The 21,598-nt window shown below is 40.9% G+C and carries 23 protein-coding genes and 1 pseudogene; 12 read left to right on the top strand and 12 right to left on the bottom strand.

Annotated features, from left to right (window positions below; genetic code table 11):
• Positions 1 to 63: 63 nt before the first annotated feature.
• A complete protein-coding gene (locus FTT98_RS11690) occupies positions 64 to 879 on the bottom strand; it encodes a helix-turn-helix domain-containing protein (protein ID WP_180177395.1) in 816 nt (271 codons plus the stop codon).
• A gap of 103 nt (positions 880 to 982) precedes the next feature.
• Here FTT98_RS11690 and FTT98_RS11685 point away from each other — a divergent pair.
• Positions 983 to 1,911 (top strand): annotated as a pseudogene (locus FTT98_RS11685) (DMT family transporter).
• Positions 1,912 to 1,964: 53 nt separating this feature from the next.
• Here the strand turns inward: FTT98_RS11685 and FTT98_RS11680 are convergent.
• Complete coding sequence (locus FTT98_RS11680) at positions 1,965 to 3,212, bottom strand: YihY family inner membrane protein (RefSeq protein ID WP_078192438.1); 1,248 nt, start codon at positions 3,210 to 3,212, stop codon at positions 1,965 to 1,967.
• Positions 3,213 to 3,324: 112 nt separating this feature from the next.
• Between FTT98_RS11680 and wrbA the strand changes: the two genes are divergently transcribed.
• A complete protein-coding gene (wrbA, locus tag FTT98_RS11675) occupies positions 3,325 to 3,918 on the top strand; it encodes an NAD(P)H:quinone oxidoreductase (RefSeq protein WP_180059183.1) in 594 nt (197 codons plus the stop codon).
• Positions 3,919 to 4,236: 318 nt separating this feature from the next.
• Positions 4,237 to 4,425, top strand: a complete 189-nt coding sequence (locus FTT98_RS11670; RefSeq protein ID WP_180177394.1) for a hypothetical protein — start codon at positions 4,237 to 4,239, stop codon at positions 4,423 to 4,425.
• Between the two features lie 117 nt (positions 4,426 to 4,542).
• On the opposite strand, the gene FTT98_RS11665 is transcribed toward FTT98_RS11670, so the two are convergent.
• From FTT98_RS11665 to FTT98_RS11650, 4 genes are all read right to left on the bottom strand, one after another.
• Positions 4,543 to 4,941, bottom strand: coding sequence for a hypothetical protein (locus tag FTT98_RS11665; RefSeq protein ID WP_180010554.1), 399 nt, complete (start codon positions 4,939 to 4,941; stop codon positions 4,543 to 4,545).
• Positions 4,942 to 5,208: 267 nt separating this feature from the next.
• Entirely contained in the window at positions 5,209 to 5,784 is a 576-nt protein-coding gene (locus tag FTT98_RS11660; RefSeq protein WP_078189246.1) for a xanthine phosphoribosyltransferase, read from the bottom strand.
• A 90-nt stretch (positions 5,785 to 5,874) separates the two neighbouring features.
• Complete coding sequence (locus FTT98_RS11655; RefSeq protein ID WP_180008408.1) at positions 5,875 to 6,588, bottom strand: DUF3108 domain-containing protein; 714 nt, start codon at positions 6,586 to 6,588, stop codon at positions 5,875 to 5,877.
• Between the two features lie 157 nt (positions 6,589 to 6,745).
• Positions 6,746 to 7,429, bottom strand: coding sequence for a hypothetical protein (locus FTT98_RS11650; RefSeq protein WP_180177393.1), 684 nt, complete (start codon positions 7,427 to 7,429; stop codon positions 6,746 to 6,748).
• A 258-nt stretch (positions 7,430 to 7,687) separates the two neighbouring features.
• Between FTT98_RS11650 and FTT98_RS11645 the strand changes: the two genes are divergently transcribed.
• Complete coding sequence (locus FTT98_RS11645; protein WP_218954614.1) at positions 7,688 to 8,545, top strand: energy transducer TonB; 858 nt, start codon at positions 7,688 to 7,690, stop codon at positions 8,543 to 8,545.
• Here the strand turns inward: FTT98_RS11645 and FTT98_RS11640 are convergent, their stop codons facing one another.
• From FTT98_RS11640 to miaB, 4 genes are all read right to left on the bottom strand, one after another.
• The gene (locus FTT98_RS11640) at positions 8,546 to 8,836 is read right to left on the bottom strand and encodes an antibiotic biosynthesis monooxygenase (protein ID WP_180123897.1); all 291 of its coding nucleotides are present in this window, start codon (positions 8,834 to 8,836) and stop codon (positions 8,546 to 8,548) included.
• A 64-nt stretch (positions 8,837 to 8,900) separates the two neighbouring features.
• Positions 8,901 to 9,383 carry an rRNA maturation RNase YbeY gene (gene ybeY / locus FTT98_RS11635; protein WP_180123896.1) on the bottom strand — a complete coding sequence of 161 codons (483 nt, stop codon included), beginning with the start codon at positions 9,381 to 9,383 and terminating at the stop codon, positions 8,901 to 8,903.
• A 9-nt stretch (positions 9,384 to 9,392) separates the two neighbouring features.
• Positions 9,393 to 10,484, bottom strand: a complete 1,092-nt coding sequence (locus tag FTT98_RS11630) for a PhoH family protein (protein WP_111885944.1) — start codon at positions 10,482 to 10,484, stop codon at positions 9,393 to 9,395.
• Positions 10,485 to 10,522: 38 nt separating this feature from the next.
• On the bottom strand, positions 10,523 to 11,980 hold the full coding sequence (gene miaB / locus FTT98_RS11625; RefSeq protein WP_180177392.1) for a tRNA (N6-isopentenyl adenosine(37)-C2)-methylthiotransferase MiaB: 1,458 nt from the start codon (positions 11,978 to 11,980) through the stop codon (positions 10,523 to 10,525).
• A 308-nt stretch (positions 11,981 to 12,288) separates the two neighbouring features.
• Between miaB and FTT98_RS11620 the strand changes: the two genes are divergently transcribed.
• The 5 genes from FTT98_RS11620 (at position 12,289) to FTT98_RS11600 (ending at position 16,942) form a co-directional block, all read left to right on the top strand.
• Positions 12,289 to 14,265, top strand: coding sequence for a lytic transglycosylase domain-containing protein (locus tag FTT98_RS11620; protein WP_180177391.1), 1,977 nt, complete (start codon positions 12,289 to 12,291; stop codon positions 14,263 to 14,265).
• A 126-nt stretch (positions 14,266 to 14,391) separates the two neighbouring features.
• Positions 14,392 to 14,973, top strand: coding sequence for a ribonuclease I (locus FTT98_RS11615; protein WP_257221038.1), 582 nt, complete (start codon positions 14,392 to 14,394; stop codon positions 14,971 to 14,973).
• A gap of 170 nt (positions 14,974 to 15,143) precedes the next feature.
• Complete coding sequence (locus FTT98_RS11610) at positions 15,144 to 16,130, top strand: malate dehydrogenase (protein WP_078189236.1); 987 nt, start codon at positions 15,144 to 15,146, stop codon at positions 16,128 to 16,130.
• A gap of 188 nt (positions 16,131 to 16,318) precedes the next feature.
• Entirely contained in the window at positions 16,319 to 16,579 is a 261-nt protein-coding gene (locus FTT98_RS11605) for a DUF2789 family protein (RefSeq protein WP_078189235.1), read from the top strand.
• A 105-nt stretch (positions 16,580 to 16,684) separates the two neighbouring features.
• Positions 16,685 to 16,942 (top strand): DUF2789 family protein, encoded by a 258-nt coding sequence (locus FTT98_RS11600; RefSeq protein WP_078189234.1) that lies wholly within the window; start codon positions 16,685 to 16,687, stop codon positions 16,940 to 16,942.
• Positions 16,943 to 16,991: 49 nt separating this feature from the next.
• Here FTT98_RS11600 and FTT98_RS11595 read toward each other — a convergent pair whose 3' ends face one another.
• Positions 16,992 to 17,519 carry a hypothetical protein gene (locus tag FTT98_RS11595; protein ID WP_180177390.1) on the bottom strand — a complete coding sequence of 176 codons (528 nt, stop codon included), beginning with the start codon at positions 17,517 to 17,519 and terminating at the stop codon, positions 16,992 to 16,994.
• 71 nt (positions 17,520 to 17,590) lie between these two features.
• On the bottom strand, positions 17,591 to 18,193 hold the full coding sequence (locus FTT98_RS11590) for a 2OG-Fe(II) oxygenase (RefSeq protein WP_180021654.1): 603 nt from the start codon (positions 18,191 to 18,193) through the stop codon (positions 17,591 to 17,593).
• 114 nt (positions 18,194 to 18,307) lie between these two features.
• Between FTT98_RS11590 and FTT98_RS11585 the strand changes: the two genes are divergently transcribed.
• From FTT98_RS11585 to FTT98_RS11575, 3 genes are read left to right on the top strand one after another with little or no spacing between them, the layout of a single operon-like run.
• A complete protein-coding gene (locus tag FTT98_RS11585; protein WP_168379141.1) occupies positions 18,308 to 19,165 on the top strand; it encodes a 23S rRNA (adenine(2030)-N(6))-methyltransferase RlmJ in 858 nt (285 codons plus the stop codon).
• A gap of 41 nt (positions 19,166 to 19,206) precedes the next feature.
• Positions 19,207 to 20,031: a CDP-diacylglycerol--serine O-phosphatidyltransferase gene (gene pssA, locus FTT98_RS11580; protein ID WP_078189231.1), complete on the top strand. Its 825-nt coding sequence runs from the start codon at positions 19,207 to 19,209 to the stop codon at positions 20,029 to 20,031.
• Between the two features lie 38 nt (positions 20,032 to 20,069).
• Positions 20,070 to 21,146 (top strand): DUF6670 family protein, encoded by a 1,077-nt coding sequence (locus FTT98_RS11575; protein ID WP_180177389.1) that lies wholly within the window; start codon positions 20,070 to 20,072, stop codon positions 21,144 to 21,146.
• The last annotated feature ends 452 nt before the right edge of the window (positions 21,147 to 21,598 follow it).

The raw sequence follows: 21,598 nt of genomic DNA, 5'->3' as shown, positions 1-21,598 counted from the left end.
TTTTGATCTTAGCGGATTGTTGAATCACTTTATAGAGACCCTTATAGCTAAATTTAAACACATTTAGGGCTTTAAGGCAGATTTTCTAAACTGATCTGGGGTGCAAAGCATCCATTTTTTAAACATATTTATAAACGCCGAGGCATTGGCATAACCAAGTTCTAAAGCAATATTTTCGACGGTTTGACCTGCGTTGAGCATCGACATGGCTTTCATGACTTTGAGGCGTTGTCGCCATTCATGCAGCGACATCCCAAGTTCTTTTTGACAATAACGTGCCAGAGTACGTTCCGTCATGTTTATCCGCTGTGCCAATTGCTCAAGCGAGCTTTGATCCGCAGAATGTTGGTGTAAATAATCAAGCAATTGTTTGAGGGCAGGATGTTCCGAATGCGGTAAATAGCTACTGACCAGTTTAGCTTGATGCAGTTGATCTAAGATCACATGAAGCAAGCGTTGATATTCGGCCGTATTTTCCATGAGGTCGGCTTGTTGGTGTAAGAGACGCAAATGGCTGAAGATCGCGGTGACTAAGGGCGAGCTGAGTAAAATCCCAGGTTGTTTCGGTAAGTGAGTACATAGCGATTCATGTACATATAAGGTGCCATGTGAAACCGCGGTACGATTTAAACCACTGTGTTCTAAGTGTGGGGGAAGCCAAATGCCATAAGGCGGTGGGGTAATATAGTCTATCTGATTGATGTTCACTTCCATCACGCCATTAAAGGCATAGACAAACTCGCCCCAAGCATGCCCATGAACGGGATAAACAGACAGTGCAGGATCGTCACGAAAACTGATCCACAGCGCTGCTTGAATTTCATCGTTAGTGGGAAGTTGTTGCAACTGCGTATGATCTGCACGAGCTTTATGACGCATGAGAAATTTTGCCTGAATAAGAAGATCACTTGTCTATTTTGAAGTATATATTTTATTTCTGACAGTTCTATAGTGTTGCTTGTCGTATTGTCGAGTAAAAAGTGTGGAACAGCGTAAGGCGCTAGATGCAAAAGCTTCTGGTCTGATGATTATTTTGTGCATGATTTTAGGGATTCAGCAGGTCATTTTGAAATTGGCCGCGGTTGATATTGCGCCGATCATGCAAATTGCCATTCGATCGGGTTTGGCTGCGCTGTTGGTTTTTCCACTGATTCGTCTTAAGCCGGGGACACATTTATATACTCGAGAATACTTGCTGCCGGGTATCTGGTTGGCGTTTTTATTTTCAGCCGAATTTATTTTAGTGGCAGAATCCCTGCACTATACCTCTGCATCACATACCGTTGTCTTGCTCTATACCGCACCGATATTCGTGGCACTAGGTTTACATTGGAAGTTGCCTGAAGAAAAGCTTACAGCGATCCAATGGGTCGGTATTTTTATTGCCTTTTCAGGTATTGTCCTGTCGTTTATGGGACGTGAAAGTAGCACTACAGTCAACACTCAAGCCCTGTTGGGTGATGCGATGGCATTACTTGCAGGGGTGATGTGGCCTTGACCACCATTTCATTAAGACTCACCAAACTCTCTGATGCACCTCCAACTCAGACGCTGTTTTATCAGTTAGTCGGTGGTTGCGTGTTTTTATTACCCGTAGCATGGCTGACAGGACAAATGACTGTACATTGGACGGTGCTGTCCATCAGCAGCATGATTTTTCATGTGCTCATTATTTCATTTTTCAGCCTGATGTTGTGGTTTTGGCTGTTAAGTAAATATCTGGCCAATGGTCTGGGCGTTTTTTCATTCCTTACTCCAATCTTTGGTCTAGTCTTTGGCGTATTGATCTTAAACGAAACGATTGAGCTGAATTTTATTTTGGGGACGGCCTTAGTAATGGTCGGAGTGATGACGGTAACCTTGCATCGGTGGTTGTCTAAATTGATGGGACGTCAGCGCACAGCGACCTAAGATCATGTATAAATAAAAAAGGAGAGCTACGGCTCTCCTTTTTTTATTTACGCTTATTTTTCTTCAAAAATAGTCGCAAGTGGAATCGAGAGTTTGGCCGCGAGATAATCATCCGATTCGACCAGTTGCGGCCCAATTTTTTCCATCCAAACATCATCTGGATCGACGCGACCTAAATCTTGCCGTTTAGGGAGCGGATAGGGCAGCTTACTGTAAAAACTCCAAAAGTCCACTTGGGTTAAATTACGAACTAAAACATAATGATCATCATCTGTACGTTTAATCAGGTGTTGCTCTTCAAACAATAAAATATAGCTTGGCAGGCGGCCGATTTCATCACGCCCTAAAACCTCAAGCGCTTCTTTTTCTGTCACGCTCTGACCGAGTTTTTGCTTTTTATAAAATAATTCAAGCAAATCCATCAACATAATAACAGGATGACGTTTTTGGTCGTTGCCCGAATTGAAAGCGGTCAGTGCATAACTAATTTCTACCCCAATCAGTACGATATTCCATGAAAGGAATATCCAAAGCAGGAAAATTGGCACTGCAGCAAAAGCACCGTAAACGATTTGATAACTGGTGAAATTTGACATGACAAAGCCAAAGAGGTTTTTGAGCAGTTCAAAGACCACGGCACTAAAGACACCCGCGATCAGCGCCGCCTTAATCGGCACACTGCGGTTGGGAATCGTCCAATACAGAATGAAAAAACCTAAAATGGTCAATGAAAAAGACAAGATCCACAGCAGAAAAGCCCCATCCAGTTCATAGCCGGCAAAATTATTGCTGAGGACATTCATAGAGGCCAAGGTAGATGACACAACAAATGCGCTACCCAGTAAGATTGGGCCTAATGAGATAATAGTCCAATAGCGCATAAAGCCAATAATGCCGCCACGTGTCTCACGCACCCGCCAAATTCGGTTAAATACTGTCTCAATGCTGGTCAGCATCATAACTGTGGTAATGAATAAAAACAGTACACCAATAACAGTCAGGTTACTGGATTTATCGGTGAATGCATTCAGTGCTTTATCAAAAGCAATTGTCGTTTTCGGTAGAAAATTACTATAAATCAATTGTTGAAGCTGTTGACGAGCAGGTTCTAAAGCTTTAATTGAGGAGATGATGACCAAGAATACGGTCAACATGGGTACCACTGCAAACAAGGTGGTATAGGTTAATGATCCTGCTTGTTCACGGCAGCGATCGGCTTCAAAACGTCGAATGACAAATAAAACAAACTGAAACCATTTCTTGTCGTAAAAGGGAAGTTTTTTTAAAAATGCTTCGATCATTCGTTCAAGTCTCGAGTTATTTTAGTCATGTTTATGCAATTTTCATCACTTAGCTTAACCAAAAAATAGGAAAAATACCGTATAGTTTTCTTTTTTCATTGAATTTATAAAAATGACGCAAGCTTATGTACTAGTGCTGTATTACAGCAAATATGGTTCAACACGTGAGATGGCACATTTGATTGCCAATGGAATTGAAGCGTCTGGAATGGCGGTAAAAATACGAACCGTTCCAAATTTATCCGCTGTGGTGACTGACGTGCAGCCCAGTATTCCTGCCGAAGGCGATATTTACTGTAGCTTAGATGACTTAGCGCATTGCTCAGGTTTAGCCCTTGGTTCGCCAACACGTTTTGGTAATATGGCGTCGGAAATGAAATATTTCTGGGATCAAACCACAGCGCTTTGGCTCAATGGCGCATTACATGGCAAACCTGCCTGTGTGTTTACCAGTTCAGGTTCAATGCATGGGGGACAGGAAAGTACTTTGCTGACCATGCTGCCACCTTTGTTTCATCACGGAATGATGGTTATGGGTTTAAGTAATGCCCATCCTGCATTATCGAATACCAAAACGGGTGGTACGCCTTATGGTGCAAGTCATGTCAGTGGTCCACGCCATGATCAGTCATTGAGTCAAGATGAGCGAAACTTATGTGAAGAGCAGGGTAAACGCCTGGGCGAAGTGGTCAAAAAGTTGATTTGATACTTACTTGTTCTAGGAAGTTACACAGACTTTGTAGCGAACGAGCAAGAAAAGGCTTAAATATTGCACTTTTCTTGCTTTTTTACGTGTGATTTCTTTTTATTAACGATGTCGTATTTGCGCCCAAAAATATAAAAATAAATCTGTCGAACTATTCTTAAAATACCCAAAATAAGTGATATCAATAACATATTGAAAGTTTTTAAATACAGCCTGCTCAGTGATGGCCTTGAATCGATTTTTGCTGTCTTTTTGGGCGCGTTATTTTTATTTTTTGATTACATGATTTGTATTTAAATTTCTTCTTTGGGGTGTGTGATGTCTATTATTAATTTTCGAATGATTTTCCTGTGTTCCGCATTTGCTGCATCTTCCTTGTGTACGGCAATGCCAGTTTTGCACAGTATGGATTTCCCGCAAGAGAAAAAAGCTGAAGAAAAAGAATTTTTGGCGAAACAAGATCAAGTTAAAGTGGACTCAAAATCTTTAACTGATGTTTCAAAATAATTGATTCGCCATGGTTTCGAATAGCATTTCAATAGACTAGAAATACATATTAGAAAAACAATAACCTATTAAAAAAGAGCGTAGAAACGCTCTTATTTAATTTAGCAGCAATCAAAATTAGTCTTGATCTTCAGTTTTTGCTGCATCTTCAGGTTGAGATTCAACTTCAAAGCGTTGTTTGCAGGCCTTGCATTGGTAATCTAAAAATATATTTTGATCTACAATCACACCTGCTTTTTTACCAAAACGGTGTCCGAGAAAACCGCCTGTAATACCGACGCTAATTGCACCAACAAAAGTCCCGATGGTTCCGCCCATAATCACGCCAAGTGGGCCAGCAGTCACGCCACCAATCGCAGCACCAATAGATGCGCCAGATGCCGCACCACCGACAGTCCCTGCAGCAGTTCCTGCACCACTGAGTAAGACACCACCAATTTTTTGTAAGTTTTGTTCATGGTTACGCTTTTCAATATGGGTTGATCCACATTTTGGACATTTAATTGTCGGTTCCATGTTTTGATCTTCTGTATTCATAACTTTCCATAGCCTTAAAAAATAAAGTGGCCGAATTTATGGTGCAGCATAATGTAATTTGACAGATGAGTAGTTGACCCATTCGATCAAATGTGACGATTTTCCTGAATTTTATCGAGTTTTGCACACCGATGTTTTGTCTGCTTGTAACTAAAGCGTTAAAAAGTGCGCTTTATGTCATCTTAATGGCAAATTTTTAGAAAAAAAAAGAACACCTGATGTGTTCTTTTTTCTTTTGAACGCAAACTAGTCACGAACAAATTCAACTGTACCATTCGCCAGCGATTTCACACGTGCCAATGATTCAACGCGATAACCTTTTTCAAGCAAAATATCACGACCAGGTTGGAATGATTTTTCAATCACGATACCGATACCCAATACTTCAGCACTTGCTTGATGAATAAGATCTGCAAGACCTAAAGCCGCTTGACCATTGGCCAAGAAGTCATCAATCACTAAAACTTTATCTTCAGCATTGATGTGCTTTTTAGAAATCGCGATCGTGCTTTCAGTTTGTTTGGTAAAAGAAAACACTTTTGAGCGATACAAATCATCTTTTAAGGTCAAAGATTGATATTTACGTGCAAAAATCACAGGAACACCAAGTTCAAGACCAGCCATTACTGCAGGTGCAATACCTGATGCTTCAATCGTAATGATTTTTGTGATGCCAGCATCTTTAAAAAGACGGGCAAATTCTTGACCAATTTGTTGCATCATCACAGGGTCAATTTGGTGGTTCAGGAAAGAATCGACTTTCAGAACTTCTTCAGAGAGAACGATACCTTCAGCTAAGATTTTCTGTTCCAGAGCGTGCACGGGAGAATCCTCGAGGGGCAGGTGCTTTTTAAAGCAAAAGCGTATTTTAAAAAGCACCGTGAAAAATGCAAGCGAAATTGATCAAATCAATTAATTTGTTGCACCTTTATAGCCCGTTAACAATAAACCGTAAGAGGTTTTATTGTCTTGGTGGGAAACTTTGACAGGTAGATAATCTAGTTTTGGCGCTAACCAGAAGGTGGTTTGACGGCCTGGTTTGTCATGACGCATCACGACTTTCACGGTGTCAAAAGTTCCATAAGTGGTTTTCACTTTTTCAGTGCCTTGTTTCACGAACTTACGAGCTTCAACCTCTTTGGCATCGGCAATGTAGTAATTCGATTTCAAACCACCATTTTTTAAATCTTCACGAATTTGCAATTCAGCATTGAGTTCATCTAACACACCTGATTTCCACGCAAATGAACGCGCTTTATCATCTTTTTTGGTATTAATGGTTTTTGCGCCAGCATTAAAATTAATATTCATGGTGTTGTTGTGCACCAAAATTTTGCTGCTGCGGCTAAAGCTGTTCGAGTGAATTTGGCTGCCATTTAAACTAAAACGACTGGTTTCAGTTGCAGAGGCCATCGCACCAGCTTTTGCTGCGAAAACATAGGTCCAGTTATTCCCAGATTGTTTTAGGGTACGTGTTGCAGAACCCAAGTTTTTGCCGTTGTAGTTAAATTGGTAGTTGGCTTGGAATGGACTCATGGCAAATGACTGACTTGAGAAACCAGTCAAAAGCAGTGTAGTCGATACCCCAGCAACAAGACCTAAATTTTTCAAAAGTGAATGTGCCATAAGTATGGTTTTCCTATTCAATAGAAGTGCGGTGGGCTAAACCACCTGATATGTTTATTATGCGGCTGGATTGTGGAGAATCACGTCACAAATCCGTGCCTAATGTATATATTGTGTAGCGTTTTATAGGCTCAAGATATCTAAGTACAGGATAAGTCTAGCTTTCCTTTTGCTTAATTGGCGTGACTTCATCGTCTTTTAAATTTGAATCATCCCAGTCTTCAATCCGCTGTTGTGCCATTTTAGTAAACAGCGCTGTTAGATTAACGTTACCGATGACCACCAATTCAGCCTCACGTAAAACAGCATGATTGACATGGACTTTGCCCAGTGTGTCGATAATCGAGCGGCTTTTACCGAGCCAGCGATTCAGGTCTAAATACAGTAAATCATCTTTAACTTTGATCACATTGAGCTTTTCCAAAATCATACCCAATGGATCTTGGTTGAGTACTTTTTGATAGAACCATAAGGCCATGCGCACGCCCATCTTATACAGAACATTTGGATACTTCGCTTCAATCACTTGTGTATCACTAATTTGTTCAAATACGATCAATTGGGTATTTTTATTCAGCTCCATTTGCACCAATTTAAGGTCCACGGAAAGCGTGATGAGCAGTCCATTATAATCGAGTGTGGCATACAGTCTGAGCCAGTCGTCATGAAGGTCAGCATGCAAGTCTTTGAGCATTTTCACATTATCGGTCACAAAGCGCTGAAATGTCGCATTTAAAAACACTTGAGACATTGGGAATTCACGCTCATCTTCAATAAATCCTTCAGCTTTTTGGTACACTTGGCGTATACGTTTAGCGATATTGGAAACTAGCGTTTGCATAAGAAGTGCATCCTGACAAATTATGTTTTTTGACGATGTGTATCTTGTCGATTTCTATAAAAACACAAGGTTTTGATCTTGCAGTTTAGCAAAATAAATTGCACCATTTTCATGATTTTAATTGTGCATTATCTATGTGTTGATGGATTTCTCGTTTTCATCAAAAAATGAATACGAGTTTTATTTTATACTGTTTTAAGCAGTTTGGGGAATGCGGCAAATTGTCGGTTTAATGTGATGCTGAAAAAAATAACGTTCATGCCCTTGATGAAAGAGTGGTGGAAAGATCCCATATTTGCAACTGCATTGGCGTTTGCTGCTGTGTTGCATTTGGCTTTTTTAACCATGCAATTTTCCATGCCCCAAGAGGCTGACTATAACACCAAAGAAATTGCAGTTTCTTTACGTTCTACGACGGAAAAAATTGAACATGCAGACTTTTTAGCACAAGCCGATCAGCAGGGCTCAGGGACATTCCGTGAGTCACATCGTATGTCGAGTGACATGCCTGCACCGATGATCGAACAAAAAGCCGGGGAGCAAAAAAGCGAAGCTTTAGAACAACTGCAACAAAAGAAAGAGCTCAGCTTTGAAGATAAAGTGTTGATGACAACTTTGAGTTGGCAAAAACAAGCGGAAGAAAACAGTCGCAAAAAAGCCGTTGAGGAGTTGAATAGTCAGTTTCAGGCCAAGGCTGCGATGGTGGCGAGTATCGAAGCCCAATATTTACAACGTCAGCAAAACTTTAGCCGTCAGCAAAAAATTAAAACCATTGATGGTATTCAAGCCAAGCAAGATGTTTCTGCGGCCTATATGGAAAAATTCCGCGAAAAAGTCGAGTTTTATGGCAACCGTTATTATCCTGAAGCGGCAAAACAGCAACAGCTACGCGGTGAAGTACGTTTAATGGTTATTTTGAACAGTAATGGCGGGATTCGTGCCATTCGTTTGATCGAAAGTTCAGGTTCAAGTTTATTGGATGAAGCTGCAAAAACCTCTGTGCGTAAGGCGGCACCTTTTGGTTTGTTTGATGCCAAAATGAAAGAAATCTCAGAACTTCGTATTGTGCGTACTTGGCGCTTTGATCCTGCAGAAGCAGAGTTTGAGGTGCGTTAATCAGTTGTGATAGCGTCGCAAAACTTCGCAGATTTCGACGCTAAAACTCGCATACCATTGGTTTTTCCCCAATTGTTGCGCGACCAGATGTTGTGCATCTTGTTGCCAAGCTCGAATGTCTTCTAACGTATTCCAGTAGGAAAGGGCAATTTCATGCTCAGCCTCTGTCAGCGCTTCAAAATGTTGACAGTTAAAGTGTGTCAAAGCTTTGTCTCTAAGCTGCTGTGCAGTCGAAAAATACAGTTCATCAAGTGTATGAATGCGTGCTTTAAAAATCACGACATATTGCATATCTTTCCTTCCTTGGTTTTTATGACGATAAAAAAAAGCGAGCCGTAGCTCGCTTTTTGGGTTCTTAATCTCTTTCCAGATAAGGGTTATCAAACCCCAATTTGGCTAAAATCTCGATCTCCAAAGCTTCCATTTCTTCAGCATCTTCATTAGAGGTTTCATGGTCATAGCCCATCAGGTGCAACGTACCGTGTACCAGCATATGCGTAAAGTGGGTCAGGGGTGCTTTGCTTTGTTCTTGTGCTTCACGAAGAACCACAGGAATACAAATCACCAAGTCGCCAATCGGAAATGAGTCTAAAACTGCTGCCATTTCATCGGGGAGGTCGCTTGGAAAAGACAACACATTGGTCGGTTTGTCTTTACCACGATATTCCAAGTTCAATTTGTGGCTTTCGTCATTGTCCACACATGCAATACCGATCTCACAATCACTTTGTGTATCGATATGACGTAAAGCCGTTTCCACGACTTTTTTGATATGCGCACGTTTCACCACCAATTCAGGTGACTGAAAATTTTGCTGCAAGGAGAGATTAAGTTTCAAAATGAATCCTTAAATGTTTTCGTCTTGATGCTGCCCATCAGCTTTAGCATCATTGTCCGCCACCAAGGCTTCCTGACGTGCTTTACGTTCTGCACGTTGTTCAGCCGTGAGGCGATGTTGTTCGCTGTCCCATCCCTCATAGGCTTCAACAATTTTTTGAACCAATTGATGACGTACCACGTCACGAGAGTGAAAGCGAGTAATATGAATTTCTTTGATTTTTTCAATCACGCGTAAGGCATGTGCCAAACCAGATTGTTGACCACGAGGTAAATCGACCTGTGTAATGTCACCCGTGATTACCGCACGAGAACCAAAACCCAAACGGGTGAGGAACATTTTCATCTGTTCAGGGGTAGTGTTCTGTGCTTCATCTAAAATCACAAAAGAATGATTTAAGGTACGACCACGCATGTAGGCCAGTGGTGCAACCTCAATCACTTGACGTTCAATTAGTTTAGCGACTTTTTCAAAACCGAGCATTTCATACAAAGCGTCGTATAGCGGACGTAAGTAAGGGTCAATTTTTTGGCTCAAATCACCGGGTAAAAAACCCAATTTTTCACCGGCTTCAACCGCAGGGCGAACCAATAAAATGCGTTGAATTTCGTTACGTTCTAGCATATCTACAGCAGCGGCGACCGCTAGATAAGTTTTACCTGTACCCGCTGGGCCGATACCAAATGAAATATCGCTTTGTAAAATACGTTGTACGTAGCGTTTTTGATTGGCACCACGTGGATTGATCCGACCTTTACGGGTTTGTAGATAAACATTGTCTAAACCGGTATGCTCATTTTCAGAAAAATCTTCCTGAATTTCGCGGTCAGTCTGACTGCCTTGAATCATCATGTGTAAAATGTCCGCACTAATCTGTGGATTGGTTTCGGACTCTTCATAAAGACGGTGAAGGAGACTTTCGGCTCTCTCTACCGCATCGATTTCCCCATCGACAAAAAAAGCATCTGCACGATGAGAAATTTTGACATCTAAACGTTGTTCAATTTGTTTGAGATGACCGTTATAGGCACCGAGCATGCTTTGTAAACGGTCAAGTGGAATACCAGCAAAAGTTACAGTACGTCGAATCGCTGCAGTCAAGAGAATTCCTTTAAATTGGTCTGACGATTAAGCTTACATTACGCCACGTCAGGCTCAAGATTCAAGAGTTCACCGTAAACAAACTTCAAAGTTTTAATATCGGTCACTTCAATCTCTGCAAAACGCCCAACCCATGCAGGATCACCGATAAAGCTAACCAAACGTGTATTGTCTGCAGTACCGATCAGCAAGTTCGGATCTTTGTCTGAAACAGACTCAATCAAGACACGTTGAATGGTGCCTAGCATGGCATCAGTTTTATCAATACTAGATTGTTTAATCCATTGTTGAACTTTGGCAAGACGTTCTTTTTTCACATCTTCAGGGGTGGTGTCTTCAAGTTCTGAAGCAGGAGTACCTGGACGTTTTGAGTAGATGAAACTGTATGAATGATCGAAGTCCATATCTTGGATAAATTGATAAGTTTCTTCGAAGTTTTGGTCAGTTTCACCTGGGAAGCCAATAATAAAGTCGCTAGATAAATGCATATCAGGGCGAACTTGACGTAATTTTGCAATCTTATCGATATAAACATCAATCGTGTGGTTGCGTTTCATGGCTTGTAGCACGTCGTTTGAACCACTTTGAACTGGTAGATGCAAGTGAGAAACCATTTGCGGTAAGTCACGATAGCACTGAATCAAGTCATCGTTAAATTCAAGCGGGTGCGATGTGGTGTAACGAATACGGCCAATCCCCGGAATCTCAGCGACTAAACGTAATAAGTCTGCAAAGGTACAGATTTCACCTTCAAAAGTTTCACCACGATAGCCATTCACGTTTTGGCCGAGTAATGAAATTTCACGTACGCCTTTTTCAGCTAAAGTGGCAATTTCAGCCAATACGTCATCGAGTGGGCGAGAAACTTCTTCACCACGGGTATAGGGAACCACGCAGAATGAACAGTATTTAGAACAGCCTTCCATGATAGAAACAAACGCTTTAAAGCCTTCTACACGCGGTTCAGGTAAAAAGTCGAATTTTTCAATATCAGGGAATGAAATATCCACCAACTGAATTTTTTCTTTTTTCGGTTTGACCACTTGCTCAGTATGCTGATCTAACATTTGCGGTAAACGGTGTAAGGTTTGTGGACCAAACACCATATCTACATACGGTGCGCGTTTTTGAATGTTGTCACCTTCCTGAGAGGCAACACAGCCACCAACACCAATCACCAAGTCAGGATTTTTTTCTTTCAGCTTGCGCCAGCGGCCTAACTCAGAAAATACTTTTTCTTGTGCTTTTTCACGGATAGAGCAGGTATTCATCAGGAGAATATCCGCTTCTTTTGGATCGTTTGTCAGCACATAGCCGTGAGAATCACCTAAAAGGTCGCCCATACGTTGACTGTCATACTCATTCATCTGACACCCTTGCGTTTCGATGTACAGTTTTTTCACTGCTCCATCTTGAGCTGGGGTGTGCTGTGGCTGGGTAACAGTGTTATCTGGGGCAGCTTGGGCACTATTGGGGATGAAGGTTTGAACCGTCATGTAGGCTCCTAAAGGAATTTTATGAAAATCAATAACCATACGTGGCTGACAGACAATTCAATCAGTCGAATTGTGCAGCTGCGGAGGTCAAAAAAGGGGATTTTAAGAATGGGCAATATTTTAGCAGTAATTCACTAGAAACTTACAGCCTAAAATTACAACTCTGCCATATTGATTTATGAAGTAAAAATGTTTGAAAATTAATATTGGCTAATCATAAGGTTACATAACAGAACACAATGCAGAGTTTAGAATTATTAAACTAATTCCTAAATAAAGTTCGATGTGTTGTAACCGGGCGGAATGACATGAAAGAAGGCAAGTGGATGTTAAAACATAATTTTAAACAGAAAAATTACGCTAAATTACTTGCTTTGAGTGTGGGACTCTCCGGAATTTCTGCGTTTGCCCAAGCCGCAGATGAGCAGTTTAACGATGCTTTACGTGCTGCGAATGCAGGCAATATAGGTTTGTTACAACAATACCAATCATCCATGCAAAATGATGTTTTGGGCTATTACCCAGAATATTGGTTGCTCAATAACAATTTGGCTTCACAGCCTGCAAGTGCGATTACTAATTTTGCACAGCGTTATCCAAACTCGGCAATGGCAGAAAAATTAGCCGCAGATTATGTTGAAGAAAAAGTCAAACAAGCCGATTTCGCTACAGCACAGCCTGTCTTGCAATATGTGACTAATGCTGACCGTGCTGAAACCTGTGCCATGGCCCAAGTTCGTGCCAAGTCAGGCGATCCACTGGTTTATGCAGAATTTAAAGATGTATGGTTGACCACAAACTCACAACCTGATTCGTGTACTGGCTTGGGCCGTATGATGTTATCAAGTCCTTTAATGACTCAAGATGACCGCCATCAACGGATGTGGGGGCAGTTAAGAGCCGGACAGTCAGGGCAAGCGATTGCGACTGCGCAAACCATTGGCGTGAATATTAATTTATCGCAACTCAACACGATTCAAGCCAATCCACTGAATTATTTATGGTCTGCACCCAAAGCCACAGCTGAAGATCATGCATACCTGATTTATGCGATGGGTCGCTTGGCCGATAGCGACTTAAATGGCGCGATTTCTTCGGTGAAACGTGCAGCAGAAGGCACACCAGCCGATGTACAAAAAGCCCTATACCGTAGTGTCGGGTATATCGGTGGTACAACGGTGATGAAAAACAATTTCAACCGTGAAGTTCTAAATTATCTTGATTTGAGTTATGGACTGCCTTTTAGTGCAGAAGAAGCCGAGATTTATGCGCGACAAGCCATTCGTTTTGGCGCATGGGAAAGTGTCATTCGTGCAATTGATGCGATGAGCGTTTCGCAAAAGCAAGAAGACCGTTGGCAATATTGGTTAGCACGAGCATCTGAACAACGTGGAGATGCCTCATCTAAACGTGCGGCAAAAGAAATTTATCGCAAGCTTGCCGTTGGCGATGATTACCATAATTTGTTAGCACGTGACAAAATTGGTCAGTCTTATAACAATATTCCGTCAAATGTGCAGCCTTCGTCACAAGATGCGCAGCGTCTCAGTCAGGATATTCACTTCCGTCGTGCCTTTGCATTGCGCAATATTAATGCATCTGACAGCTATATTAACCGTGAATGGAACTGGGCAGTGCGTCAAGCCTATTTAAAGCATGATGATGGCATGATTCTTGCCGCAGCTAAACGTGCAACCGATATGGGTTGGTATGATCGGGCGATTTATGCGGCAGATCGAACCACTAAACAGCACAATTATGCTTTACGTTATGCTATGCCGCATCAAAATTATGTGGTGAGTCATAGTCGTAATGCCGGCATTGACCCTGCATGGGCTTATGGTTTGATGCGTCAAGAAAGTCGGTTTGTCACTAGCGCACGTTCACATGTCGGTGCCGGTGGTTTAATGCAAATTATGCCAGACACCGCAAAATTGGTGGCTCGTCAGATGGGGGAGAGTTATAACCCCGCTGCATTAACGGATATGAATACCAATATTCGTTATGGCACTTTCTATTTATCGATGATTCAACGTCAATTGAGTAATAGTCCAGTCTTAGCGACCGCAGGTTACAATGCGGGTCCAAATCGTGCTCGACGCTGGCAGCCTGAATATCAAGCAATTGCAGCGGATCAATATACGGAATCGATTCCATTAACGGAAACTCGAGACTATGTAAAACATGTGATGACCAATGCAACCCATTACGGCCTTTTATTAGGTCAGGGGCCACAATCGATTGAAAAAAGAATGCAAATGATTCCATTACGGAATGCGCAATAAATTTTAAAGCAAGATGCGCCTGTTTTTAGGCGCAATATGGGTAAATGATGAATGCCGAAAATGGACATTAGACCTGCTTATCGAATACTGACATCACTGCTCATCGGCAGTGGTGCAGGCTTTGGTATGTCTATGCTTTCGGCTGCACCGGTTGTAAAAGGGTATGTGATGGATGTGCAAATGGTGCCTGCTGTTTGCGCCTATGACCCATTAAAAAGTAAAAAACGTAAATGTTTAGAAGGGTATTCACTCAATATCACGGGTCTATATCCAGAAACCTCTACACGTGATTGCACGACCAATAGTTCAGCTAAACTTTCTCCGTTGCAAGCGAAAGTGGTTGCACGGATTATGCCTGATGAAAATGCTCGCGTGGCGCTTTGGCACAATACAGGCGGCTGTGTCCCAATGAATGCCAGCCAGTATTTCAGAACCATTATTAATCATGCAGATAAACTAAAAATTCCAGATGAATTGACTAGCCAAGAAACCCAGTCCATTCAAGCCAATGTCTTGCGTAATAAAATGTTGCGTATGAACAGCGGATTGGTATCACAAAGTATTGAATTTAACTGTATGCAAACCCGTGGTGGCAGCCTACTGACTGAGATTAAAATTTGCTATAAAAACAATGGTCAGTACAAAAGTTGCCCTACGACAATCGTCGGAAATTGTCCTGCAACTTTCATAATTAAAGGTTCTTTCTAAGCTTTTTTCGGCATTTTATTTATATTTCCTATCATACTTTTGTTGAAAAGCATTCTCTTTTACATGCAAGCGTCAAAAGATTGGAGTACAATATTTGCCGTTTATGATTATTAAGATTAGATAGAACAGCTATTTAATCATTATGACCTTCCTCAATTGGAGATAATTACATGAAGCAAGCAGTTCGTGTTGCCGTTACTGGCGCAGCTGGTCAAATCGGTTATAGCTTATTATTCCGTATCGCAAGCGGTGAAATGTTGGGTAAAGACCAACCAGTTATCCTTCAATTATTAGAAATTCCAGTTGAGAAAGCTCAACAAGCGCTTAAAGGCGTAATGATGGAACTTGATGACTGCGCATTCCCTCTTTTAGAAGGTATGATCGGTACTGATGATCCTAAAGTTGCATTCAAAGATGCTGACTACGCTCTTCTTGTAGGTTCACGTCCACGTGGTCCTGGTATGGAACGTGCTGACCTTCTTAAAGTAAACGGTGAAATCTTCATCGGTCAAGGTCAAGCGCTTAACGAAGTTGCTAGCCGTGACGTTAAAGTTCTTGTTGTAGGTAACCCTGCAAACACTAACGCTTACATCGCAATGAAATCTGCTCCAGATCTTCCAGCGAAAAATTTCACAGCAATGTTACGTCTTGACCACAACCGTGCGTTAACTCAACTTGCTCAAAAAGCTGGTGTTGCAGTTTCTGACATCGAAAACATGACAGTTTGGGGTAACCACTCTCCAACTATGTATGCTGACTACCGTTTTGCAAATGTAAACGGCGAAAGCTTAAAAGACAAAATCAACGATGCTGCTTGGAACAAAGACGTATTCCTTCCAACTGTTGGTAAACGTGGTGCTGCGATCATCGAAGCACGTGGTCTTTCTTCTGCTGCTTCTGCTGCAAACGCTGCAATCGACCATATGCGCGATTGGGCTCTTGGCACAAACGGCAAATGGGTAACTATGGGTATTCCTTCTGACGGTTCTTATGGTATTCCTGAAGGCGTAATGTTCGGTTTCCCTGTAACAACTGAAAACGGTGAATACAAAATCGTTCAAGGTCTTGAAATCGACGAATTCAGCCGTGAACGTATCAACTTCACTCTAAACGAGCTTGAAGAAGAACGTGCAGCAGTTGCTGACATGGTTAAATAATTTAATTTTTTAAATTAAATTATAAAAAGGCACTCCATTTGGGGTGCTTTTTTTATGGCCTGCGAAAAATACCACGCTTAATTTTTGAACAAAAAATAACACGTTGAGATGCTGTTGCAACTGACAAAGTCAAATAAACAGATAACTATAAAGATGGGAGAAATGTTATTAGTTTGAGGAGAACGGCAATGTTTGATCAACAACCGACGTTGGAACTATTTTTTGAACAATTGGGGTTGGATGCCAGTCCGGAAGGCATCGATCAATTTATCGAAACGCATCAAATCACCATGGATGTTCCACTGCATGAAGCGCCATTTTGGACGAAGTCACAGCGCGACTTTATTATTAGTCATTGGAAAAAAGATGATGACTGGGCCATGGTGGTCGATATTTTAAATGAACAATTGCATACAGAACATAAGCTTTCAGGATCATGCAAAATCTAAATACAATTTGAAACAACAAACCTAGTTTTATCGCTAGGTTTTTTTATCAGCATCATATAAGTTAATTAAATAATAAATGACAGATTAGTTGATAAGGAGGGCGAGATGCTCAATCAAAATAAACCATCCTTAGCTTTATTGTTTTCTCAATTGGGGTTAGCCAGCAGTCCAGCTGCGATCGAGTTATACGTACGTACGCATCAGCTTGCCGCAAGTGAAAATTTACATGATGCGCCGTTTTGGAATAAAGCACAGCGCGACTTTCTAATCAGCCATTTAGTACAAGATGATGATTGGGCCATTTGGATTGATGAGCTGAATCAACAGTTGCATATGGATGCATATAAGCTGCAGCCAGCATAGATTTCACTTCTCCATAAATAAAAAACACCTCTTCGGAGGTGTTTTTTATTTAGTGCAGTTTACTTTGGCGTAATTCTAAAAACCAAGTTTCTTGGCGATAAGGATTAAATGCAGGATGCTCAAGTAATGTGGTGAGTTTGAATTCTTGAGATTTGCAGTATTTATTTAACCAGTGGCGGGTTAACGCAGGTTCCTGTTTTACCGCAGAGGCATAGGCCAAATAGAAGTAGATGTCGCCATGTTCAGCTTTGGACATCGGTTTCATAATCTGCTGGGTAATTAGGGCATAGCGCTGCTCTTGGGTGATTTCAAAAAATACCATATAAGCTTTGGCTAAATGCACAGACAAATTGATGTATAGCTCTATCGGCATTTCTTCAAATTTAATCCGGCTTTGCTCAAGCAGAACAATGGCTTCTTGCAGAAAATACACTTGTTCTTGATGATTCTTGCTTAAGCCAACCAATTGCAGACGTAAGTCAGCACGCTCAAGGGCAAGTTCAGGGCTGTTGCCTTGTAGGAATAATTGATCAGTTTCGCCAATACGCTGAATGATTTTATGACTGTTTTGACGCATCGGGTACATCCTCATCTATGAATGACTCATATATGAGGATAATTTAGGGGATTTAAAGGATGAATATCGAATTACCACATCGTGCTGTCATTACGCAGCCACGCCGTAATCGATAAACGCTGATGTTTGGCTTCGAGTACCTCGTGTAACAGGTCACTTTGGAATAAAGCAATGCGATTCGGTTTAGGTTCTAAAATATGCCAAACATCATTCTTATCTTGTAAGCGCAATTCACCGCCCCAGTCGGCTTGCCAATGTTCATGCAAATAATAAACCGCTGAAATGACACGTCCATTTTTGCCTTGAGGATTATCTTTATGCAGGGCATAAAATTCACCTGCGTTATAACAGGCAAAATGTGCTTCGACTTCGTGAATGCCAGAAAAAAATGCGCGATTAAATTGTTCTGATAAATGTTGTAACGCTTGAACGTGTTCTTGTGCGACATCTAAGGTGTCGTTAATCCATAAAATATGATCACTTCTAATTTTACTGATGACCCCATTTTGTACGGCTGCATCCCTAAATTTATTTAAATTTGACATACATTCTTCAACAAGTGCATGTATATATTCAGCAGGATAAGCGTCATCAATAATGCTAAACCCGTGTTGATCTAAATCATCGAGGATTTGATCAACGGGCCAAGACTTTGGGAGAAAGGCTGTTTCCATATACGATCCATAAAGTTGTGGAAAAAAAGGTGACGTATTCTAGAGCAAGAATAGCATCGGAATGAAACTATTTTTCATGCTAAAATGTCCGTTGATATCAGGAATTAAAGAAACATGAATTACCGTCACCATTTCCATGCAGGCAACTTTGCCGACGTGATGAAGCACGTTTTGCTGCTTCAGTTATTAAGTCGACTGAATGCAAAAGATAAACCTTATCGCTATGTAGATACACATGGTGGTGCAGGTAAATATGATCTTTCGACCTCTGAAGCACAGAAATCAGGTGAGTTTTTAAATGGTATTCATCGTTTAGTTAAGCTCGATGATTCGATTAAGCGTAATGCGCCTGAAGGTGTTCAACAATATTTAAAAGTTGTTGAAAAAATGCGTGAAAACTTTGGTAAAGGCGCTTACCCAGGCTCTCCATGGTTTGCGCTCGAAGGCATGCGTGAAACTGATAAAGCCACGATTTTTGAAATGCAGCGTGATGTGTTCCAACAATTGCGCCACAATATTTTTGATAAACGTGCAGGCTTGCATGAGCGTGATGCTTACGAAGGTTTATTGGGCGTAATTCCACCAAAAGAAAAGCGTGGTTTGGTCATGATTGACCCGCCTTACGAATTAGAACGTAAAGATTTTCCACAGCTTGTAGAATTATTGGTGGCTGCTTATAAAAAATGGCCGACAGGCGTTTTTGCGGTATGGTATCCAATTAAAGACCGCGCGATGATTGAACGTTTTGAAAAGAAAATGTACAAAACCGGCATTCGTCGTCAGTTGGTTTGCGAAATTTGTGTATGGCCAGATGACACTCCAGTCGGTCTAAATGGTTGTGGTTTATTGGTGATTAACCCACCTTGGAAATTCTCTCAGGATGCGGATGAAGCATTACAATGGTTGTTCCCACATCTTCGTATGAATGAAAATGGTGGTCATGCAGCCGTACGTTGGTTAGTTGGCGAATAATTTTAAACTTGAAAAAGAAAGGTCACAGTTAGGATCGAACAATGACAAATACAAATAAACCTGAGCGGGAAATTTCTTCGAAGGATGAAAATGCATTTGATGGCATTACATTTGAAGTTGAAGAAGAGGAGCACACCCATGAAGGGCATAAAGTGAAACGTCGTGGGATCTATCTGTGGCCAAACTTGATTACAACCGCAGCGTTGTTATCCGGCTTTTATTCAATAATTGCCAGTATGAATGGTGAATTTCAACAAGCCATTTATGCTATTTTTCTTGCAGCATTATTTGATGGTTTGGATGGACGTGTCGCACGTGCTATCGGCGCACAAAGTCCATTTGGTGAACAGTTTGACTCCTTATCAGACTTGCTAGCATTTGGTGTTGCACCTGCCATTTTAATGTATAGCTGGAGTCTAAATGACTTAGGCCGTATTGGCCTGGCAGCATGTTTTGTTTACACCGCATGTGCAGCCTTCCGTTTAGCGCGTTTTAACGTACAAATTGGGGTTGTCGATAAACGTTACTTTATTGGTGTTGCAAGTCCACTCGCAGCCGTTATGATTATTTCATTGGTATGGGTAGGCATGGACATCCCTGCAGTCTTCGACTTACGCGAAACAGGTATTCAGATTTTTAATGCGGTAGTGATTATTGCAGTGGGTCTATTGATGATCTCAAATGTGAAATACTATTCATTTAAAACGGTGGATCGTCGCCGTGTTCCATTTGCCGTGTTACCAATAATCGTCTTTGTTTTAGCAGCTGTAACGTATAATATTCCAATGGGTATTTTAATTATTTCAGTGATTTATGCATTGTCTGGTTTTGTCACCACCTTAATGGCAAAAAAGGCAGAAGCATGAGTTAAAGCATGAAATAAAAAAATGAAAAGGAGCTTGATATGCAGATATTTCAAGATTTCTTGGATCAATCAAGGCGACTGAATCAAGCTCCAGATTTACAACATAAAAAAATAAATTTACATGCGCCGAATACGCCATATCCTTCAGTCCATTATGGACTTTGTCTACCGAATCTTCCTGCGCCATTACATTATCTTAACTTTATGAGTTGGCTCGGGCAGCCTCAGATTCCCGCTTTTCAAAATCCTGCGGCTATTCAACAAGACGAACTCAATACGGCCACAGTAATGACCAGTGTAAGTGGTCATATGGTTGGTCAATTACAATCCTATTCCATTAAAGATGACTGTAGTCTGAGTGAGACCGTCTTTACGTTTAGAGATAAAGAGCAGATCGGTTGGGATGGAGCGGTATTTCAAATCCATCGAGCAGATACTGAACTCAGTTTAGATTTGTCCGTGCAAACTACCGATATTTCCTCGTGTTTAATTAAATTAAGATTAGGTCTTGCTGAATATTGGTCAGTGATGTGTCAATGTGAAGGTCAAATCAAATTTCAGGGCCAGATGTATGATGTAAATCAGTTGGCTGTTTTGTCTTATGCACAAATACGCAAGTTTCCATATTTACCTTTAGCGTTTTATACCCATCAGGTGATCAACCTCAGCCGACAGCGTCAAATCATCTTTATGCAAACGCGAGACCGCTATAACAATATTTTGAGTTCACGTTTATATCTAAGAGATTTAAATCAGCAGCAAGTGTTCATGGCAGACCAAGGCGTGTTCTTTAAAGTCATGCGCGTTTATCCTGTGGTTAAAACCCCCAATTTGCAAAAAATGTATTTACCACGTGAATTTGAATGGATTTACCAAAATGACAAACTGAAAATACATGTACAAGCGCAGAGCCGTGGGGATTTTAAATTTGGACTTGGCGCAGGCTATGCAGGAAGCTTTAACTATCAAATCAAAATCAACGACGAAATCGAGTGTGGGGAAGGTGGCTACTGTGAATATGTCGATTGTCGAGCTTTAAAATGGCAAGAAAAGAATGAAAAAGATAAATTAACGGACAAATATGGAAATATTGTCCCTTTTATGCTCAAAAAATAATAAAAAAACTCAATTTAGTAGAATAAATAAACAAACGTAATGAAAAAATAAAAATAAATGGAAAAGGGTGTTGCAACGAATGTGAAATGCTGTAGAATGCACATCCATCGGCGGTGATGAAGATTAAAACTTCTGATAAAACAATGACTTGGTTGAATTGATTGAGTTGGGTTTTAGAGAGAAAGTTTAAAAATAATTTAAATTACCGGTTGACTCTTTAGAAATAAAGAGTAATATAACCGACCTAGCTTGCTGGTGACGAACCAACAAGAAGATCATTAAGAGATTATGAAGAACAACTTGTGTGGATTTTTACTGATTGATCGATCGAAATTATTTTCATTGATTGATGGTAGAAATTACTCGAAGTTTATTTGAGCAAATTTTTGTCAGTAATTGATGAGCCAAGATTGGTACACTATATGTACTATTGATTTTAAACTGAAGAGTTT

The sequence above is a fragment of the Acinetobacter sp. YH12039 genome (assembly GCF_013420015.1).
Classification (GTDB): Bacteria; Pseudomonadota; Gammaproteobacteria; order Pseudomonadales; family Moraxellaceae; genus Acinetobacter; species Acinetobacter amyesii.
The sequence above is the reverse complement of the archived record's forward strand: the minus strand, read 5'-3'. Positions and strand labels throughout refer to the sequence as shown.

What these genes read in the sequence shown, in the direction of transcription:
- FTT98_RS11690 (WP_180177395.1), bottom strand. Translation starts at nt 879, where the DNA reads ATGCGTCATAAAGCTCGTGCAGATCATACGCAGTTGCAACAACTTCCC.
- FTT98_RS11680 (WP_078192438.1), bottom strand. Translation starts at nt 3,212, where the DNA reads ATGATCGAAGCATTTTTAAAAAAACTTCCCTTTTACGACAAGAAATGG.
- wrbA (WP_180059183.1), top strand. Translation starts at nt 3,325, where the DNA reads ATGACGCAAGCTTATGTACTAGTGCTGTATTACAGCAAATATGGTTCA.
- FTT98_RS11670 (WP_180177394.1), top strand. Translation starts at nt 4,237, where the DNA reads ATGTCTATTATTAATTTTCGAATGATTTTCCTGTGTTCCGCATTTGCT.
- FTT98_RS11665 (WP_180010554.1), bottom strand. Translation starts at nt 4,941, where the DNA reads ATGGAACCGACAATTAAATGTCCAAAATGTGGATCAACCCATATTGAA.
- FTT98_RS11655 (WP_180008408.1), bottom strand. Translation starts at nt 6,588, where the DNA reads ATGGCACATTCACTTTTGAAAAATTTAGGTCTTGTTGCTGGGGTATCG.
- FTT98_RS11650 (WP_180177393.1), bottom strand. Translation starts at nt 7,429, where the DNA reads ATGCAAACGCTAGTTTCCAATATCGCTAAACGTATACGCCAAGTGTAC.
- FTT98_RS11645 (WP_218954614.1), top strand. Translation starts at nt 7,688, where the DNA reads ATGCCCTTGATGAAAGAGTGGTGGAAAGATCCCATATTTGCAACTGCA.
- FTT98_RS11640 (WP_180123897.1), bottom strand. Translation starts at nt 8,836, where the DNA reads ATGCAATATGTCGTGATTTTTAAAGCACGCATTCATACACTTGATGAA.
- miaB (WP_180177392.1), bottom strand. Translation starts at nt 11,980, where the DNA reads ATGACGGTTCAAACCTTCATCCCCAATAGTGCCCAAGCTGCCCCAGAT.
- FTT98_RS11620 (WP_180177391.1), top strand. Translation starts at nt 12,289, where the DNA reads ATGAAAGAAGGCAAGTGGATGTTAAAACATAATTTTAAACAGAAAAAT.
- FTT98_RS11615 (WP_257221038.1), top strand. Translation starts at nt 14,392, where the DNA reads ATGTCTATGCTTTCGGCTGCACCGGTTGTAAAAGGGTATGTGATGGAT.
- FTT98_RS11610 (WP_078189236.1), top strand. Translation starts at nt 15,144, where the DNA reads ATGAAGCAAGCAGTTCGTGTTGCCGTTACTGGCGCAGCTGGTCAAATC.
- FTT98_RS11605 (WP_078189235.1), top strand. Translation starts at nt 16,319, where the DNA reads ATGTTTGATCAACAACCGACGTTGGAACTATTTTTTGAACAATTGGGG.
- FTT98_RS11600 (WP_078189234.1), top strand. Translation starts at nt 16,685, where the DNA reads ATGCTCAATCAAAATAAACCATCCTTAGCTTTATTGTTTTCTCAATTG.
- FTT98_RS11595 (WP_180177390.1), bottom strand. Translation starts at nt 17,519, where the DNA reads ATGCGTCAAAACAGTCATAAAATCATTCAGCGTATTGGCGAAACTGAT.
- FTT98_RS11590 (WP_180021654.1), bottom strand. Translation starts at nt 18,193, where the DNA reads ATGGAAACAGCCTTTCTCCCAAAGTCTTGGCCCGTTGATCAAATCCTC.
- FTT98_RS11585 (WP_168379141.1), top strand. Translation starts at nt 18,308, where the DNA reads ATGAATTACCGTCACCATTTCCATGCAGGCAACTTTGCCGACGTGATG.
- pssA (WP_078189231.1), top strand. Translation starts at nt 19,207, where the DNA reads ATGACAAATACAAATAAACCTGAGCGGGAAATTTCTTCGAAGGATGAA.
- FTT98_RS11575 (WP_180177389.1), top strand. Translation starts at nt 20,070, where the DNA reads ATGCAGATATTTCAAGATTTCTTGGATCAATCAAGGCGACTGAATCAA.